The following is a 15886-nucleotide window of genomic DNA, read 5'->3' as shown; positions in this document are numbered from 1 at the left end:
AACAAGAGGAGGCCGGATCACCATCGCGATCCGGCCTCCTCGTTTAACGTTTCCAGTTACTTGGCGAACCGGAACAGCTTCTTGTTGGCAAACTCAAGCATGCCAACCTTGCCCAGCTCACGTCCATAACCGGACTTCTTAACGCCGCCGAACGGCACGTCCGCTCCGCTGAGGTCATAGGCACCAATGAAGACCATTCCGACGTCGAGCTGGTTCCCGACGCGCTCGGCACGCTCGTGATCATCGCAGATCACCACGGAGCCGAGGCCATACGGCGACGAGTTCGCGAGTTTGATGGCCTCTTCGTCACTACTGACCTTGTAGAGCTGTGCAACAGGTCCGAAGAGCTCTTCGCTGTAGACGTCCATGGCAGGAGTGATGTTGGTAATCACCGTCGGGGTGAAGACATTGCCCTGCGGTTCATTGTTGCCTACGAGGATCTCGGCACCTTGATCGAGGGCTCCCTGCACCTGCTCTTTGAGGAACTTGGTGGCAGAGTCTGAAGAGAGCGGACCGAAATCACCATTCTCAAAGGACTGGCCGGCAATTGCTGCTTTGAACTTCTCGGAGAACTCGTCGAAGTACTTGTCCAGCACGACGATCCGCTTGGAGCCATTGCAGGACTGGCCAGTGTTGCCCATCCGGCCCATGACGGCTTTTCTCACGGCCTGATCCACGTCGTCAGTGTCCAGCACAAGGAATACGTCAGCACCACCAAGCTCCAACACGCACTTCTTCAAAGCACGGCCAGCCTGCTCCGCCACTATGGCGCCCACCTGTTCCGAGCCCGTGAGAGAGACGCCTTGGACTCGGTCGTCCGCGATGATGTCCGAGATCTGCTGATGCGTGGCGAAGAGGTTAACGTAGGCGCCGTCCGGAAAACCGGCGTCGCGGAAGAGTTCTTCAAGAGCCAGCGCGGACTCCGGGCATTGGCTCGCATGGCGGACTATCACGGTGTTGCCCAGGATGATGTTGGGAATCGCGAAGCGTGCCACCTGATAGTACGGGTAGTTCCACGGCATGATGCCCAGAACTACGCCCAGGCCTTGGTAACGGAAGAAAGTCCGCAAGCCATCGGCTACCTCAAGTTCCTCGTCAGCCAGCCATTCCGATGCATGCTCGGCGAAGGCTGCGGCGATGGCACCGGAGAATTCCGCTTCTCCGGCTGCCTGTGGGAGGGGCTTGCCCATCTCCCGATTGATGATGGCTGCAAGCTTGTCCTTGCGTTCCACGAACAGCTCTGCCAGACGCTTGGCCAAAGCAGCCCGCTCAGCCACGGTGGTGGTGCGTGACCAGTCCTGGTAAGTCGCTTGGGCTGCGCTCAGGCCGGCTTCCACCTCTGCGTCTGTGGCCGCGGGATATTGTGCGTGGGTGGTTCCGGTGGCTGGATCAATAACGGCAAATGCGCTCATAGTGGTTACTCCTTTATCGGAAATTTGGGATGGGGTTCCCCCTAAAAGGGACGGGCGGGACCGTCGCATGACAGTCCCGCCCGTTGCGTTTAATGCGCGTCAGGTGCAGTGGTGGCTGCGTAGAAGCGCTGACGGGCGCGGCCCTCAAGGTGCTTCGCAGTACCTTCCTGGCTACCCGGACGCTGCGAGGTCATGGGCACTCCCACATCCCAGAAGGCACCGTTGCCGGACAGGTAGCGCCAAGGCTCGACTCGAGCGACGATGACCGCGGGGCCATCCAGTTCTTTGGCCTCCGTAAGCGCATTCTGGAACTCCTCAACGGTGGAAGTGGACCATGCTGCACAACCCATGCTGGCAGCGTTCGCCGCGATGTCGAAGTCCAGAACTGGTCCGTCGAGGCGACCGGACTCGTTGCTACGTTCCCGATATTGGGTACCAAACTCACGGCCAGGTCCGCCCTTTGAGACCTGCAGTGGCCAAATGCACTGGTGCCCGCGGTTGTCAATCACAATGGTGATGATCTTTTTGCGTTCCTGTACCGCAGTGACCAGTTCCGTAGGCTGCATGAAGTAGGTGCCGTCACCAATCAAGACGTATACCTCCCCTGGCGCGTCCCCTCGTGCGATCCGGTAGCCGAGGCCGGCCGGGATTTCATGGCCCATGCACGAGTTGGCGTACTCGAAGTGGATTTCGGCGCCGTTGGACGGATCCCAGGCCTTGTGGATACCCTCAACCACACCACCGGAGCCCAGGATAAGTGCGTCCTGGTTGGTTGCCGTGCGGTTCAGCACGTCGATAACCTGGGCCTGACTCATGTTTTCACCGGGGAATGCCTGAAGGTCGTGCTTGCGAACCTCGAAAGTGGCCTTCCGGGCGTCCGCGATGTCGCTGCGGTAATCATCGGAGGTGCCGTAATTGGCTGCTGCCAATCGTTCCCGCAGCGCCGCAAGGGAAAGTTTTGCATCGCCGATGACAGGGAGGGAACCCATCTTGTGGGCATCGAACGAGCCAACATTGAGGTTTACGAACTTCACGTCGGGGTTCTGGAACAGCGAGTGTGATGCGGTGATGAAGTCCTGGAGTCGTGAGCCCACAGTGATGACAACATCAGCTCCGTCGGCGATTTCGTTGGCTCCCACCGTTCCCGTCACACCCAGCGCACCCAGATTGAGCTCGCTTATGGGGCCGCTGCCCTTGCCTGCATAGGTCTCAGTGACCGGGATGCCGAACTCAGCGCTGAAGCGTGCCAGTTCGTCCTGAGCCTTCGAGTACCGGACGCCACCACCTGAAATCAGCAGGGGACGCTCGGCGTTCGCGATAATTTGGGCAGCATCCCGATATTCGTCCTCCACGGCCGGGCGACGACGAATGTGCCACACCCGCGGTGTGAAGAAGGATTCCGGGAAGTCGAATTCCGCTCCCTGAATATCCTGTGGCAGACACACCACAACGGCGCCGGTTTCCACGGGATCGGTGAGGACACGCATGGCCTCAGGAAGGGTGGACAGCAGCTGAGCCGGATGAGTGATCCGGTCGAAGTAGCGGCTGACCGGACGGAAGCAGTCGTTGGCGGAGACGTCCCGCTCTACCGGATGTTCGATCTGCTGCAAAACAGGATCACCAAAACGGTTGTTGATGATGTCAGCAGGGAAAAGAAGCACGGGGAGCCGGTTGGTGGTTGCCGTGGCGGCACCGGAAACCATGTTGGTGGAGCCGGGCCCTGCGGAGGCCGTGCAAGCAAGGGTTGCTGCGCGGTTGGAAGCCTTTGCAAAGCCGATGGCGGCATGGACCATGGACTGTTCGTTCTTGCCCTGGTAGTGAGGAAAGTCCACGCCATACTCGTCGATTCCCTGCGCCAAGCCAACGGAGTTGCCGTGGCCAAAGATGCCGTACATTCCGGGAACGAGGCGCCGACGTTCACCGTCCAATTCGCTGTACTGGACCTGAAGGTATTCAACGATTGCTTGTGCGACAGTGCGGCGGCGGACGGCCTTGTTGTCGACCACGGTGCCGATGTCAGCAGCGGCTGTGCTAGTCATGCGATCTCCTAAATTCGAAGGTGCGTCGGCATTTGCAAACCGATTCGCCCGAACTTCAGGTTTTCACTGTGGTGAAGCGCTGGTGTGTCCCACTTTGATACGCGGCCGGGATCTTCAGCGGAAAACAGCAGAGGTCAGAAAAACAGCAGCCGACGGCGGCACGTAAGTACCGTCGTCGGCTGCTGTTTTCTTGTTGTCTCTTTAGTCGAAGCGGTAGGGCTCCTGCGGCCCCACCGATGGCAGCGGCCGTGGCCGCTCGCAGGTGCTTTCGATCTCGATGTGGCGGCTCTGCTCCGAGGAAGCCTCGAAAGCGAGGAGGACTTCGAGCACGTGGTACGCGAAGTCGCCTCCTGTGCGCGGTTCCAGCCCCTTGCGGATGGCATAGCCGAATTCAGCCAAGCCGATGCCGCGATAGGCGTCATCCCGGTGGGTGATGGGCGTTTCCCGCCAGTCGCCTCCACCCGGAGGAGTCATATCCAGAGCCAAGTCACCGGGTTCGCCACGGCGAAGCACGGGCGCTCCGGAGAAGTGGTCCGGGTTCGGTGCAGCCAGGGAGCCACCTGTTCCGTAGATCTCCAAGTGCGGCAGATTGTGGTTCCAAATGTCCCAACTGACGATGACGGTGGCAGTCGCACCGGACTCGAAGTCGAGAGTGCCGGTAACGTGCGTTGGGGTTTTGATGTGGATGACTTCGCCCTCTTTGCCCGGACGCGGCCGGGTCTCAGATGAACGCGGCGTGGTCGCAGAAACCCGCTTAACTGGACCGAAGAAGTTCACCAGGTTGGTGATCAAATAGGGCCCAATGTCCAGCATCGGGCCGGCACCGGGGCTGTAGAAGGGGTCGACGTTCGGGTGCCAGTGCTCATAGCCGCGGCATGCGAAGGACGCGAAAGCGGCCACAGGCTCACCGATCCAGCCGTCATCTATGAGCTTTCGGCTGGTCTGCATGCCCGAACCCAGGAAAGTGGTTGGCGCCGAACCCACTTTCACCCCGGCTTCGCGGGCTGCGTCCAGGATCTGGCGTGCTTCTTCCAAGGAGGTGGCAAACGGCTTTTCCGAGAGGACGTGCTTGCCTGCGGCGATGGCTTGGAGGGTTACCGGTGCGTGGAGCTTCGGGGGCGTGAGATTGAGGATCAATTCAACCTCGTCATCGGCGAGCAGTTCCTCCGGCGTGAGGGCCTTGGGAACCGAGTATTCTGCTGCCCGGGCTTTAACGGCCTCTGCATTGACGTCGGCGAGTGCCACGACTTTTACGTCAGGGTGGACGCCGATCTTGTCCAAGTATTGGTTGAGAACGTTTCCGACGCCGATGATGCCGACTCGAATGGGTTCCATGTGTATCTCCGTCAGTAGTTAGTGAAACCGTCCGGGGCGAGGACTATACCTCGCCCCGGAATAAGTTGCTATGGCTGATACTGCTAGCCGACCAGACGCGCTTGGCGGGTCTTTGCCGTGGCTGTTTCGTCAACGCCGCCGTTGGTGATGACCACGCCGTATAGTGCAGCTGCCGCCTCCAGGGAAACCCGTGATTCGCGATAGTCGTCAAGGACCGCCAGGACGTCGCGTTCCAGCGGATCACCGTATCCACCACCACCTGGAGTGATGGATACAACCTTTTCACCGGACTGGAGGTCGTAGCGACCCACCACGGGGATCTCGCGGCGTTCGCCCGTCTTGAGGTCTTCAACCCAGGTTGAAGGCTCCGAACCGTCGTAACCGCCCCGGACGCCCTTCGGCGGATTGATCTTGCCCTCAATTCCGTACGTAAGAGTGACGCTTTCCCCACGGGGTTCCATCGTCACCCGGGTCGCGAGTCCTCCTCGCTGCCTGCCGGCTCCCCCAGTGTCAGCCACCAGGGTGCGTTCGTGAACCAGGATGGGGTAGCGCTGCTCGTCTACCTCAACGCTGTCGTGGTAGAGAAGCGCACCACAGACAGGACGCTGGTATGTAGGCCAACCGTCAACGTAGGGTGTGGCGGGTCCGCCGACGCCGCCCACCAGAATCTGGTTGACGTAGGCGTTGCCATTGCGTTCGTCGATTCCGGAAATGACCGACTTTGCGGGTGCCTGCCCGGCAGCCCCCTCTGCGGTACCGTAGCCGTCGTCGATTTGGGAGAAGGCGGCCTGGACGATGTTTACCACCCGGTCGGCGAGGTTGGTGGTCCCCGACGAGCAGGAGTACGGGTGCTTCGGGACTCCAACGGCGCAGCCGTCACGCAGCAGCACTTCTACCCGGCGGAAGGTCCCCGCGTTACTCGGGAGGTTCTCCGGGATGCCGGACAGAATGCCTGCCAGTGCGGCGCCAGTGGCCGTGGCCTTCGTGAGGTTTAGGCCGTTGGGAAGGTTGTCGGGGTTGTCGCGCAGGTCAATGACGATCTTGCCCTGTTTGGGTTTCACCTCGAGGGTTGCCTGCAGGTGAACACCCTCCGGGCCTGTGCCGGGGAAGGGATCGTGAACCGATGAGCCGTGGAGGACGTACTCGGGGAGCGTTTCGATCGCACTGGCGGTGAGGCGTTCCGAGTAGTCGAACCAGGCGTCCACGAAGTCCACAAGGTCTTCCACTCCGAACTTTTCGGCGAGCTCGTGGATGCGGCGTTCGGCGATGCGCGATGCACCGACTGAGGCGAGGTAGTCGCCGTACCACTGGTCCGGTACGCGGATGCGGGACCGGCACATGCGGATGATGTCGTCGATGTCCGTGTAGTCGCGCTGAACCCGGACACACGGGAAGATGAGGGCACCTTCTTCGTACACGTCCCGTGCTGTTGCGAAGAAGGTTGTGGGCAGCGAGTTGCCGCAGTCGGCCTGGTGGGCCTTGGTGACGGCAGTGAAGAGGTGGCGTTCCTTGATGAAGATCGGCACCAGGATCACGTGGTCGGCAGCGTGCGAGTTGCCCATGTAAGGGTCGTTGTGGAGGAACGCGTCACCTTCGCGGATGTCGTCATGCAGTTCCACCATGTCTTCGCCGAGCGGGCCTGCTCCAAAGACATGTACGGGGACACCCTCTGCTGCTGCCAGCAACTGGTTGTCTGCGGTTAACACGGCGCAGGAGAAATCGCGGGCCGTGTTGATGACGGAGGAACGGGCCGAACGCAGCAGGCCGCTCGTCATTTCCCGGACAATGCCGTCAAATGCGTTGGCGAGTACCGAGAGCTTTACGGGATCGAATTCGCGTGTCATGGTTACGCCTCCTTACGGGTGAGGTAGATGTTGGATCGTTCGTCAAGCGTGGCGTTCCACTCCGGTGGCACCACGATGGTCGTTGTGGGCTGGTCGATGACAGCTGGGCCAACGATCTTGTCCCGCGGGGCAAGGGTGACGCCGCGGTACCGCTGTGTGCTGAAACTCTCGCCACCGAAAACGATGGAGTCTGTGCGATGGACTTCGGTTGCACGGCTGACCTCGGCTTGGTCCTTCGTGTGCTCGGGCCGTGGGATTTCCACGCGGACGCCCCAGGTGATGATCTCTACGCGGCTGTCCGGATCATGGGTGCCGTTGCGACGGTCGTGCTCTTCGTGGAAGGCGCGCTCAATGATTCCGGCAGCGTCGCCCGCGGTGTCCGGCGCAGCATCCAGGTAAACACGCAAGTCCCATGCCTGCCCCGGGTAGCGGGCATCGACGAAGTAGGTGACGTTTGGGGCGTCGCCCACGCCGTCGAACCGCTTCACGAAGACCTCGGCCTTGCCCGTCAGATCCTCAACAGCCCGGGAGGCGGATCCGGCGTCGAAACTACGGGTGTCGTTGTGCAGTGGTGAGAGGAATTCCGTAGCGATCGGAGCGCGATGGGCACCATACGCGGCGAGCACGCCGGCGGTCGCGGGAATCAGGATGGTGTCAGCCTCCAGGAGGACACCGATGGCGGCCGCCACCATGGCACCTGCGCCACCGCCGGCCACAATAAGGGCGCCCCTGGGATCGACACCCTGTTCCAGCGAGGCTTGGCGGATCGCCGTGGCCATGTGATTGGCAGAGACGTCCAGGATCGCCTGTGCCGCCTGCAAAGTGTCCATGTTCATGGGGCCAGCGATGCGGGTATCGATGGCGCTCACAGCTGCCTCGCGGTCCAGCGTGAACCCACCCTCGAAACCATCAGCGTCAAGGTAGCCCAACGCGACGCAAGCGTCAGTCACCGTGGGCTCCTCGCCACCCCGTCCGTAGGCGGCTGGACCTGGAGTACTGCGGGCGCTCTGGGGACCCACGCGAAGCAGGCCACCGCCGTCGATCCATGCAATGCTGCCGCCACCGGCGCCAATGCTGGAGACGGCCACCGAAGACAGACCGGTCAGGTGCCCCACAAAGGGCTCACCCAGCCATGCTTCCCGGGTATGGCGAACAACGCCCTCTTCAACAAGGGATACGTCGAACGTGGTGCCGCCCATGTCGCAGACAACTACAGTGTCCCGCTCCGGAGCAGCTGCCGCGCCAACAAGCGGTGCCATGGACGGACCGGAGTTAAGCAACAGTACCGGCCGGTCCAGGACGTCCGCGACGTCGAGTACCGCACCTTCGGAGGTAACCACCAACAGATCACCACCGAAACCGTACTCTTGGAGGTCGCCGCGCAGCTTGCCCAGGTGGTCTGCCATGAGCGGCTTCAGGGAGGCGTCGATCGAGGCTGCCGAGGAGCGGCGGTATTCGCGGATGGTCGGGTTGGCCTCGTTGGACAGCGTGAAGGGAATACCAGGCAGGATTTCCTGGATGAGTTCCGCGACGCGCTTTTCATGTGCGTCGTTGATGATCGACCAGAGGAAGGAAACGGCCACCGCTTCGATTCCCTTTTCCTTGAAGGATCCCAGAACGTCACGCACTTGCTCTTCATCCAGCGGCACCAGCAGGTCGCCCTCTGCGGAGATGCGTTCGGTGATTTCAAAAGTCAAGTGACGGGGGATGTAAGGCGGCGGGTATGCAGCCTTGGAGTCGAAGGCGTCCCGGCGGCCGCCTTCACGGAGCAACAGGGTGTCGGCGAAACCAGCCGTGGTCAACAGGGCCGTCTTGGCCACTTTGCCCGTCAGAACTGCGTTGGTGGCGTGTGTGGTGCCATAGACAATCACATCCGCGTTGCGCAGGACGTCGTCCCCGCTCCAGCCAACCGATTCGGCTGCCCGGCGAACAGAGGCTTCGAAGCCGGTGAAAACGCGGTCATAGGTTGTCAGTGCCTTACCAACCGCCATGTCGCCTGTATTTGATCCGACCACCACGTCCGTGAACGTGCCACCGGTATCAACGGCGATGCGGTACCTCGCTTCACCTGATTGTGTCTGTACTTCACTCATGGGTTTCTAACTTTCGTAGAGTTGGAGGGGTTATTGCTGGGGCTTGCCGACGCGGTTACGGAGCAGCCCTACCTTTTCGATCTCGATTTCCACCGTGTCGCCCGGCTCAAGCCAGACTGGAGGATTCCGCTTGGCACCAATGCCCTTGGGAGTACCGGTGGCGATGACGTCTCCCGGTTCAAGGGTGAGGAAGCTCGACAGATAGGAGACGATTCGGGCGATGGAGAAGATCTGGTACTGCGTGTTGGAACGTTGCACTTCGATGCCGTTTACCCGCGTCGCGATGTCCAGTGTCTGCGGATCCCCCACTTGGTCCAGCGTGACTAGTGCCGGGCCCCAAGGGGTTGAGCCGTCAACGGCTTTGCCGGCCAGCCACTGCGTCCCGCGGTACTGGAGATCGCGTGCTGTGACGTCATTCAGTGGAGCAAGGCCTGCAACGTAGTCAAGTGCTTCCTCTTCAGGGACCACGCTTGCCCGCCGCCCGATGACAACGGCAAGTTCCCCTTCGAAGTCGAGGTTGTCGCTGACGTGGGCACCGCCGATTTCGTCCTCCGGACCCACCATGGTGGAGGCGAATTTTGCGAACACGTCCGGGTACTCCGGGAAGGCCCGGCCGGTTTCCGCCACATGGTCCTTGTAGTTGAGACCGATGCAGAGCACCTTGGACGGATCCGTGACCGGGGTGCTCAACCGAACCTCGGTCACCGCGCCCACCCGGGCTACCGGGTCCTGGGCGGCGAGACTGGTGATCCCGGCCGAGATCGCGGAGATCCGGTCGCCGTAGAGCTGCAGGAATTCACGGACCGAAGTTGGCGCACCATGGACTGCCTCAGTTGAGCCCTGCAGGAGCAGTTCCAGATCGAAGACAATATCGTCGATCAGCACTCCCCCTCGGACGCCTGACTCATGGTGGTAGGAGACAATCTTCATGGCTACTTCCCGCCTTCCATGCCCGGGGTCCGTCCGGCAACAGCGAGCACGGCTTCGGCCAGGCGCTCAGCGATGTCCCCTGCCACCTTCTCGTCCATAGGGGTGGACAAGGACAAGAGGTTTGCGGGCGAGCCGAGCAGTCCCCGCTCGTAGGAAGCCCACCAGAGCTCGTGCTGGGTCTTTTCGTCGACCTTCTCCGCGCCGGCTGGAACCGCGCGGAGCAGTGAACCTCGGCCTCGGACTTCCCAGCCGGCGTCGGCGATCTTCAGGTTCACAGCGTCGCGGGTGATGTCACCGAGGTGATTGAGCCTCTTCACTTCCTCTTGAGTGAAGAGTCGCACGGCGACTGCTCCCGCAGCCATGCTCACCGGATTTCCGGAGAAAGTTCCGCCGTGCGGCAGGCTGCCCGGATGGGTCGGGTCGACTTCGGCCATAAGTTCAGCCCGCCCGGCCACAGCGCCGACGGGGAAGCCGCCGCCGATCAACTTGCCTGTGGTCAGCAAGTCCGGTGAAACGCCGTATTCACCGCTGAAACCATTGAATCCGAGGCGCAGGCTGATGACTTCGTCAATGATCAGAACAATCCCGTACCGCGTCGCAAGCTCACGAGCTGTGCGTACAAAGTCCTCGGAGATCCTGAGAAGACCTGCCCTGTTGGGCAGCAGGTCCAAGATGATCGCGGCGTAGGAATCAGGTGCAGCTTCAACTTCCTGGCGCAGGATGTCGACGTCGTTGAGCGGCACCGCGGTGACGTCCTTGATCACGCCGCGTGTGACTCCGCGCTGATATGCCGGTCCGCCGGGAACCAGGGCCACCTCGGACGTACCGTGGTAGCCGCCCTTGGTGACGATGACCCGTTCGCGCCCTGTGCTCGCCCTGGCGATGCGGATGGCGGACATCACGGCCTCAGTACCGGAGTTGGCAAATCGTACCTGGTCAAGATCAGGCAGGCGGGACAACAAGAGATCCGCCAGTTCCCACTCGTAGAGGTTGGGAATTCCCCAGCTGGCGCCGGCGCTGAGCGCCTTCGTAGCGGCCTCCGTGATCTCGGGGTGCGCGTTGCCGTGGATGAGCGACGTGAAGTTGTTGTTCGCGTCGATGAGTTCCCGGCCACGGTCATCCCAGACGCGGTACCCCTCCCCTCGGATGGCGTAGGGGCTCGGAGCTCCCGTGTAATACGTTGAACGGCCGTAGCCGCCGGGCAGCAGAGGGAAGCCGCGGGGTCCTCTGCGCAAATGTGGATCCTCCGCGGGTTGGCGCTCCGCGACCTTTTCCAGGTGGTTATTTGTTCCCAATTGGTTTTTCTCCAGTCTTTTCAGTTCACGAGGTCGATGAGCGGTTGCCCGGTCAGGGCCAGGCGAACCCGTTCCACGGCTCCGTCCTGCAGCGCCCCGGTGGAGCGGTTGGAACGCCACGCAATGTGCGGAGTCAGGATGGTGTTCGGGGCCGAGCGGAGAGGGTGCCCGTCACGCAGGGGCTCCTCTGCAAACGTGTCGATGCCCGCACCGCCGATGTGACCGGAGGCAAGCGCTTCGGCAAGAGCTGATTCATCGATGAGTCCGCCCCGGGAAACGTTGACCACCACCGCCCCCTTGCGCATACGTGCCAGGACAACCCCGGAAACGAGGTTTGCCGTGTCTGTTGTCAGCGGCAGATGCAGCGAGACGACGTCGGAGTTTTCGAGGATGTCCTCGAGTCCGGTCAGCTCTACAAAGCTGTCTGTCACGAACGGGTCGTAGGCCCTTACTCGGGCGCCAACAGCCTGGTACATCCTGGCCACGTGCTGGCCAATGCGCCCCATACCCAGGACGCCGACTTCGAGCTCGGACAGTACCGGTGTGTCATAGCCGATGGTCCCGGCCCAGCCGAGATCACGGATTGATGCATCTCCTGCGGGAAGCCTGCGGGCCAATGCCAACCCCATGGCGAAAGCGTGCGAAGCCACTTCCTCCGAAGCTGTCCCCGGGACAATCGACACCGGGATGTCTGCCGCCGTAGCTGCAGCAACATCGATGTTGTCGTAGCCGATTCCATAGCGGATCACAGCCTTGCACTTGGACATCACAGGGAAGTCCGCAGCGGTGAGTTTCGCGTAAGGAGTGATCATCACAATATCGGCTTCGGGAAGTCCTTCACGGAAGGCTTCGACATCGGCAGCCGGGTTTAGCGTGTAACCGAATTCCTCCGCGAGCGCGTGCTCGCGGTCCAGGTTCGGAAAGTGATGGGGGGCCACAAGAATGGTTCCCTGGGCATCGCGGGTCATAGTCGCCGTCCTGTTCGTTTTGTACCCTCTTCATCTGCCAAGCACCCCTTGGAAGGGTGCTGGTGTCCGGGTGATTTCAAGTAGAACGCGATATGTCCGGGCCCATCCGTACCAAATCGAGACACCCGGGTGGGACACTGTCCCACGCACCCGTCTGCCGGTTTGGACGGAGGCACAAAGAAGCCGGCCACACGCGGTGGCCGGCTTCTTTAAACGTGCTTCAAAGTTAGAGGTCGAACCCTCGGCTGCGGAAATAGTCCATCCGACGGTAAAGCGTGGAACGGCCAATCTGCAAGGTCTCTGCCGCCAGGCTTCGGTTACCGGCGGCTTCCTGTAGAGCGGTCCGGAGTTCGCTGAGTTCGGCGTCCTCCAGCCGGGACAACCGACCCTTGGTAAATACCCTCTGGAAGCCCTGGGGGAGATCGTCCACCGTTACTTCTGCACCACCGGCCCGTTCAACAGCATTGGACACCACTGCGCGTAGCTGGTCGATGTTTCTGGGCCAGTCTGCATGCGTCAACGTTGTGAGAAGCCGGCGGGACAACCTGCGGTCCCCCATCTCTTCAGCGATCGCGTTCGCAAGTTGCGGAATGTCTTCCCTCCTGTTGCGCAAGGGCTCAACTGAAATCTCCAGGACATTGAAGGCTTCAGAGAGAATCAGGGTGGCATCGGTCGGGTGCGTGATAGTGAATGCGAGTTTGGTGGTGGCGTTGCCCCGCAGGTTCCGGGCGAGTTCAGTGGCTTCGCTTTGTGACAGTTCGTCGGCATGTTCAACGATCAACGTGGATGGCAGTTCAGTGGATACACGATGGATGACATCCCGAAGTTGGGGATTCCGGAGCGCGCCACCCCTGGCGTCAACCACGATCTGCTCGCCACGCATGGCTGCAATGGCGCCAGCAAGCCGGCGCTTCCCACTACCCAGTTCGCCGATGACAACTACCGAACGTTCCTGCTCCACAGCCTTTCTGGCCAGGTTCAAGGTGCGTTTGAATCCCAAACTCGTCCCGTCAAGATGCTTTAGGAGACGGTCCGCCGTGTCCGGCAGGGAATTCTGCAGGTTGACCTGGCTGCTTCCGGGCTCGGTAGCGCGATCTTTGGCGGGCGCATGTGGCCGGACCACCACGATTGCCCCGACATTAGCCGCAGACAATGTGACTGGTGATACTTCCAAGGTGGAGAGCCCAGGCCCTTGGAGTGACACCTCGCAATTCAGCTCACGGCCTGAGGACATCACCGATTTCGCGTACCCAGAGATGATGGAGACATCGCCGTCCTCCAACGTAGCCGTTGCGGAAGCGTTGAGGAGGGAGTTCTTGCCGTCAAGGGCAATCACGGCGCGGTTGCCCCTGCGGCGGGAGACCCTCAAGTACTCGCTGAGCAGCGCCCGTTCCTTGGACGACGTCCGGACCTCAATGTCGCGTTCAATCCTGGAAGCCACCCCCTCGAGCATCAACAACGTGGACGACGGCTCCAGCGTGGACACCCTATTGGCGGGCAGAGTAAGCCCGATGACAGCGCGGACCCTGTTGTGGAACGGGTCCCGGACCAGCGAAGCAAAGCACCAGTTACCCCGCATGTCCTCGCGGAAGTGCTCCTCCGGCGCGAGCCAGACACCACGTCCTTCTTCCAGTGCCAGACCTTCACCGTTGCTCCCGCAGCTTTCCTCCAGCAGCGAGTATCCGGCAGGGAAGCCGTCATCCCGCAGGAAGTCTGCTTTGACCAGTACGCCGTTAGGCGCTGTCAGGTTGACGTAGCCACCGAGGTCGGCGGCAACCTCATCCAGTTTCTGGAGGTGTGGACCTGCCGCCTGGATGGTGTATTCGTCCACCCGGCCCTCGTCGAAGAATCCTCGGTCCACCACGGCATCAACACCCGCAGCCCGACTCCTGTACCAGGAGCGCGCCACGATGGGTCGAACACCGGTGAGGTCGGCGTGGGGCTGCATGATGAAGAGTTCGCGTAGCCGGTCTATTTGGCGCATCGACTCTTGCGGCAGCCAAGGGGAAAGTACTTGGGCAGAGGCCATGACAGTAGTTCTTTCTGGTGGAGCCCGGAATTAGGAGACGGCGGTAGTAGTACCACCGCGGCGGGAGGGAAGCCATTTACCTACCCAACCCTGGCGCTTGGGCCGGAAAGCTTGCTCCGCGTGCCAGCTTTCGTCGTGGGCTGCACTGTCATCCAGCGCCTTGGCGCTGATGTAGGCGGAAACCATGCCCGAAAGCCCACTGCCACAGATCATGCTGCTTCCTCTAGCCCCCCGGTTCGAATCTTCGCCTGACATGATTCGTTCCTTCCCGCTTATGGCACTGATGACGGCGGAGCCAGCAGGTGCTGCTTTGCGCCTCTTTCAGGATAGCTAACTAATGATCGTTAGCCAAGAGTTTTCAAGAAATTAGATCCATGTTTAGGTCACGAAGGTGGCTATGTCAGCCAAGGTGACGTCCTCACAACTGCTAGTGTCAAATCATGAGCAGCACGTCCTACAAAGCCGCCCGCGACACCTTCGCCCACCGCTTGGAAGAGTGGGACTGGGCGGGTCAGGGAGCTTCGCGACGACACATACTTGAGGCTTTCCTGCAACTCGCCATCGCCAATGGGTTCAACTCCGTATCCATGCGGACCATCGCCAATGCCGTCAACATCAAACCGCCGAGCCTCTACTCGCATTTTCCAGGCGGTAGGGACGAAATCGTGGCGGAATCACTACGCTGGCACTTTCATCGATTCGGCCTAGCACTCCTGGAAGCCGTTGACCAAGCGGAGTCGGCAGGGGAATTTTGGGACGAGATGGTGCGGCTCCACTTCACTCGACAGTTGACGCTTCCGGAAAGCAACCTGTGGGACCTACTGGTAGCCACGGACAGAATGGCGAACATACTGCCACGTGAACTGCGCACTCAAGTGGACGACTGGGTAAACCTGCACCAAAACATGTACGTCGCCGCCGCCGTCGATATGGGATTTACGCAACCTGAAGAACGGGTAAGAGTGGTGATGACTCTTCTCGAAGGTGCCACACGGTGGGCATCTACAGACGCTGACGACGAAGAACTCACGGCTCTTACCGACCGCGCCGTCGCGCTATCCAGAACCATTCTGGAGATGGATTTCTAGAGGATTTAGAAGGAGATGCTGCCAGCGGCGAACCGGGTGCTCGAGAAGTAACCGGTTCGCCGCTGAGGCGAAATCGCGCAACTGCCACCCTTGAGGCATCGCTTGCTTTTGTGCGCGCTTCTTCGACTAGTTCACCCTCGCCCAGAAAGCCGGTGGAGCGAGGGCGACAGCCCTAAAGCGATGACAACGTTGAAAGAGTCGAGGCGAGTGCATCTGCCAACTCTTGCCCCTTGGCGACAAAGTGCCGCGAGAAGTAGTTTTTATGCTCGTCGTGCTCGTGAAAGTGGTGAGGAGTAAGGACGCCGGAAAAGACTGGAACGTCCGTTTCCATCTGCACCTTCATGAGCGCGTCCACGACGCTGCCAGCTACGAATTCATGGCGATAGATACCCCCGTCAACCACCAAGGCAGAGGTGGCAATGCCGTCGTAACGTCCAGAGGATGCCAAACGGCGGACGAGGAGCGGTATCTCAAAGGCCCCGGGAACTCTGTAAACGTCGACGTCGGGTACGCCGAGTTCCTTGAGTCGCGCCTGAAAACTGTCAAGGGCGTGATCAACGATGTCAGAGTGCCATTGGGCTCCCACAATGGCGACGCGGAAGGAGGTAGCAGGCTGGGTTGTCAAAGAGAGTTCCTTTCATGGATGTCCTCCAAGAATTCTTGCACGCGGCTCCCGATCCCGACTGCAGTGTGACTGGGCATGGGTGGTGCCGTGCCTCGAAAGGAACAGCTCCAAAGCTATAGATGCGGCGAGAACCGACTATGGAACGCACCACCACTACTCCAATCGCTTGTGCTTTGAAATGCGGCTTGGAGTCTTGGCCCACATCCGACACTCCCCCGGGATGCCCTC

At 60.9% G+C, this 15886-nt stretch carries 12 protein-coding genes; 1 reads left to right on the top strand and 11 read right to left on the bottom strand.

Annotated features, from left to right (window positions below; genetic code table 11):
• Positions 1 to 56: 56 nt before the first annotated feature.
• The 10 genes from AB4Y87_RS03370 to AB4Y87_RS03325 all read right to left on the bottom strand — a co-directional run bounded on the left by AB4Y87_RS03370 (position 57) and on the right by AB4Y87_RS03325 (position 14158).
• The gene (locus tag AB4Y87_RS03370; protein WP_442003071.1) at positions 57 to 1412 is read right to left on the bottom strand and encodes an aldehyde dehydrogenase family protein; all 1356 of its coding nucleotides are present in this window, start codon (positions 1410 to 1412) and stop codon (positions 57 to 59) included.
• Between the two features lie 89 nt (positions 1413 to 1501).
• Positions 1502 to 3451 carry a 3D-(3,5/4)-trihydroxycyclohexane-1,2-dione acylhydrolase (decyclizing) gene (gene iolD, locus AB4Y87_RS03365; protein WP_431114670.1) on the bottom strand — a complete coding sequence of 650 codons (1950 nt, stop codon included), beginning with the start codon at positions 3449 to 3451 and terminating at the stop codon, positions 1502 to 1504.
• Between the two features lie 201 nt (positions 3452 to 3652).
• Positions 3653 to 4786 carry a Gfo/Idh/MocA family protein gene (locus tag AB4Y87_RS03360; protein WP_442003070.1) on the bottom strand — a complete coding sequence of 378 codons (1134 nt, stop codon included), beginning with the start codon at positions 4784 to 4786 and terminating at the stop codon, positions 3653 to 3655.
• An 83-nt stretch (positions 4787 to 4869) separates the two neighbouring features.
• Positions 4870 to 6630, bottom strand: coding sequence for a hydantoinase B/oxoprolinase family protein (locus tag AB4Y87_RS03355; protein WP_442003069.1), 1761 nt, complete (start codon positions 6628 to 6630; stop codon positions 4870 to 4872).
• Between the two features lie 2 nt (positions 6631 to 6632).
• Complete coding sequence (locus AB4Y87_RS03350; protein ID WP_442003068.1) at positions 6633 to 8723, bottom strand: hydantoinase/oxoprolinase family protein; 2091 nt, start codon at positions 8721 to 8723, stop codon at positions 6633 to 6635.
• A 30-nt stretch (positions 8724 to 8753) separates the two neighbouring features.
• A complete protein-coding gene (locus AB4Y87_RS03345; RefSeq protein WP_442003067.1) occupies positions 8754 to 9653 on the bottom strand; it encodes a fumarylacetoacetate hydrolase family protein in 900 nt (299 codons plus the stop codon).
• Between the two features lie 2 nt (positions 9654 to 9655).
• Positions 9656 to 10948, bottom strand: a complete 1293-nt coding sequence (locus AB4Y87_RS03340) for an aspartate aminotransferase family protein (RefSeq protein ID WP_442003066.1) — start codon at positions 10946 to 10948, stop codon at positions 9656 to 9658.
• A 20-nt stretch (positions 10949 to 10968) separates the two neighbouring features.
• Positions 10969 to 11916 carry a C-terminal binding protein gene (locus AB4Y87_RS03335; protein ID WP_442003065.1) on the bottom strand — a complete coding sequence of 316 codons (948 nt, stop codon included), beginning with the start codon at positions 11914 to 11916 and terminating at the stop codon, positions 10969 to 10971.
• Between the two features lie 226 nt (positions 11917 to 12142).
• The gene (locus tag AB4Y87_RS03330; protein WP_431114663.1) at positions 12143 to 13945 is read right to left on the bottom strand and encodes a sigma-54-dependent Fis family transcriptional regulator; all 1803 of its coding nucleotides are present in this window, start codon (positions 13943 to 13945) and stop codon (positions 12143 to 12145) included.
• 30 nt (positions 13946 to 13975) lie between these two features.
• On the bottom strand, positions 13976 to 14158 hold the full coding sequence (locus AB4Y87_RS03325; protein ID WP_442003064.1) for a hypothetical protein: 183 nt from the start codon (positions 14156 to 14158) through the stop codon (positions 13976 to 13978).
• Positions 14159 to 14385: 227 nt separating this feature from the next.
• On the opposite strand from AB4Y87_RS03325, the gene AB4Y87_RS03320 reads away from it, so the two are divergent.
• Positions 14386 to 15033 carry a TetR/AcrR family transcriptional regulator gene (locus AB4Y87_RS03320; protein WP_442003063.1) on the top strand — a complete coding sequence of 216 codons (648 nt, stop codon included), beginning with the start codon at positions 14386 to 14388 and terminating at the stop codon, positions 15031 to 15033.
• 172 nt (positions 15034 to 15205) lie between these two features.
• On the opposite strand, the gene AB4Y87_RS03315 is transcribed toward AB4Y87_RS03320, so the two are convergent.
• Complete coding sequence (locus tag AB4Y87_RS03315) at positions 15206 to 15658, bottom strand: 6,7-dimethyl-8-ribityllumazine synthase (RefSeq protein ID WP_442003062.1); 453 nt, start codon at positions 15656 to 15658, stop codon at positions 15206 to 15208.
• Positions 15659 to 15886: the final 228 nt, after the last annotated feature.

It is taken from the genome of Paenarthrobacter sp. RAF54_2, assembly GCF_052113945.1.
Taxonomy (GTDB): domain Bacteria; phylum Actinomycetota; class Actinomycetes; order Actinomycetales; family Micrococcaceae; genus Arthrobacter.
Note: the sequence above shows the minus strand (reverse complement) of the source record. Positions and strands in the feature narration are given on the sequence as shown.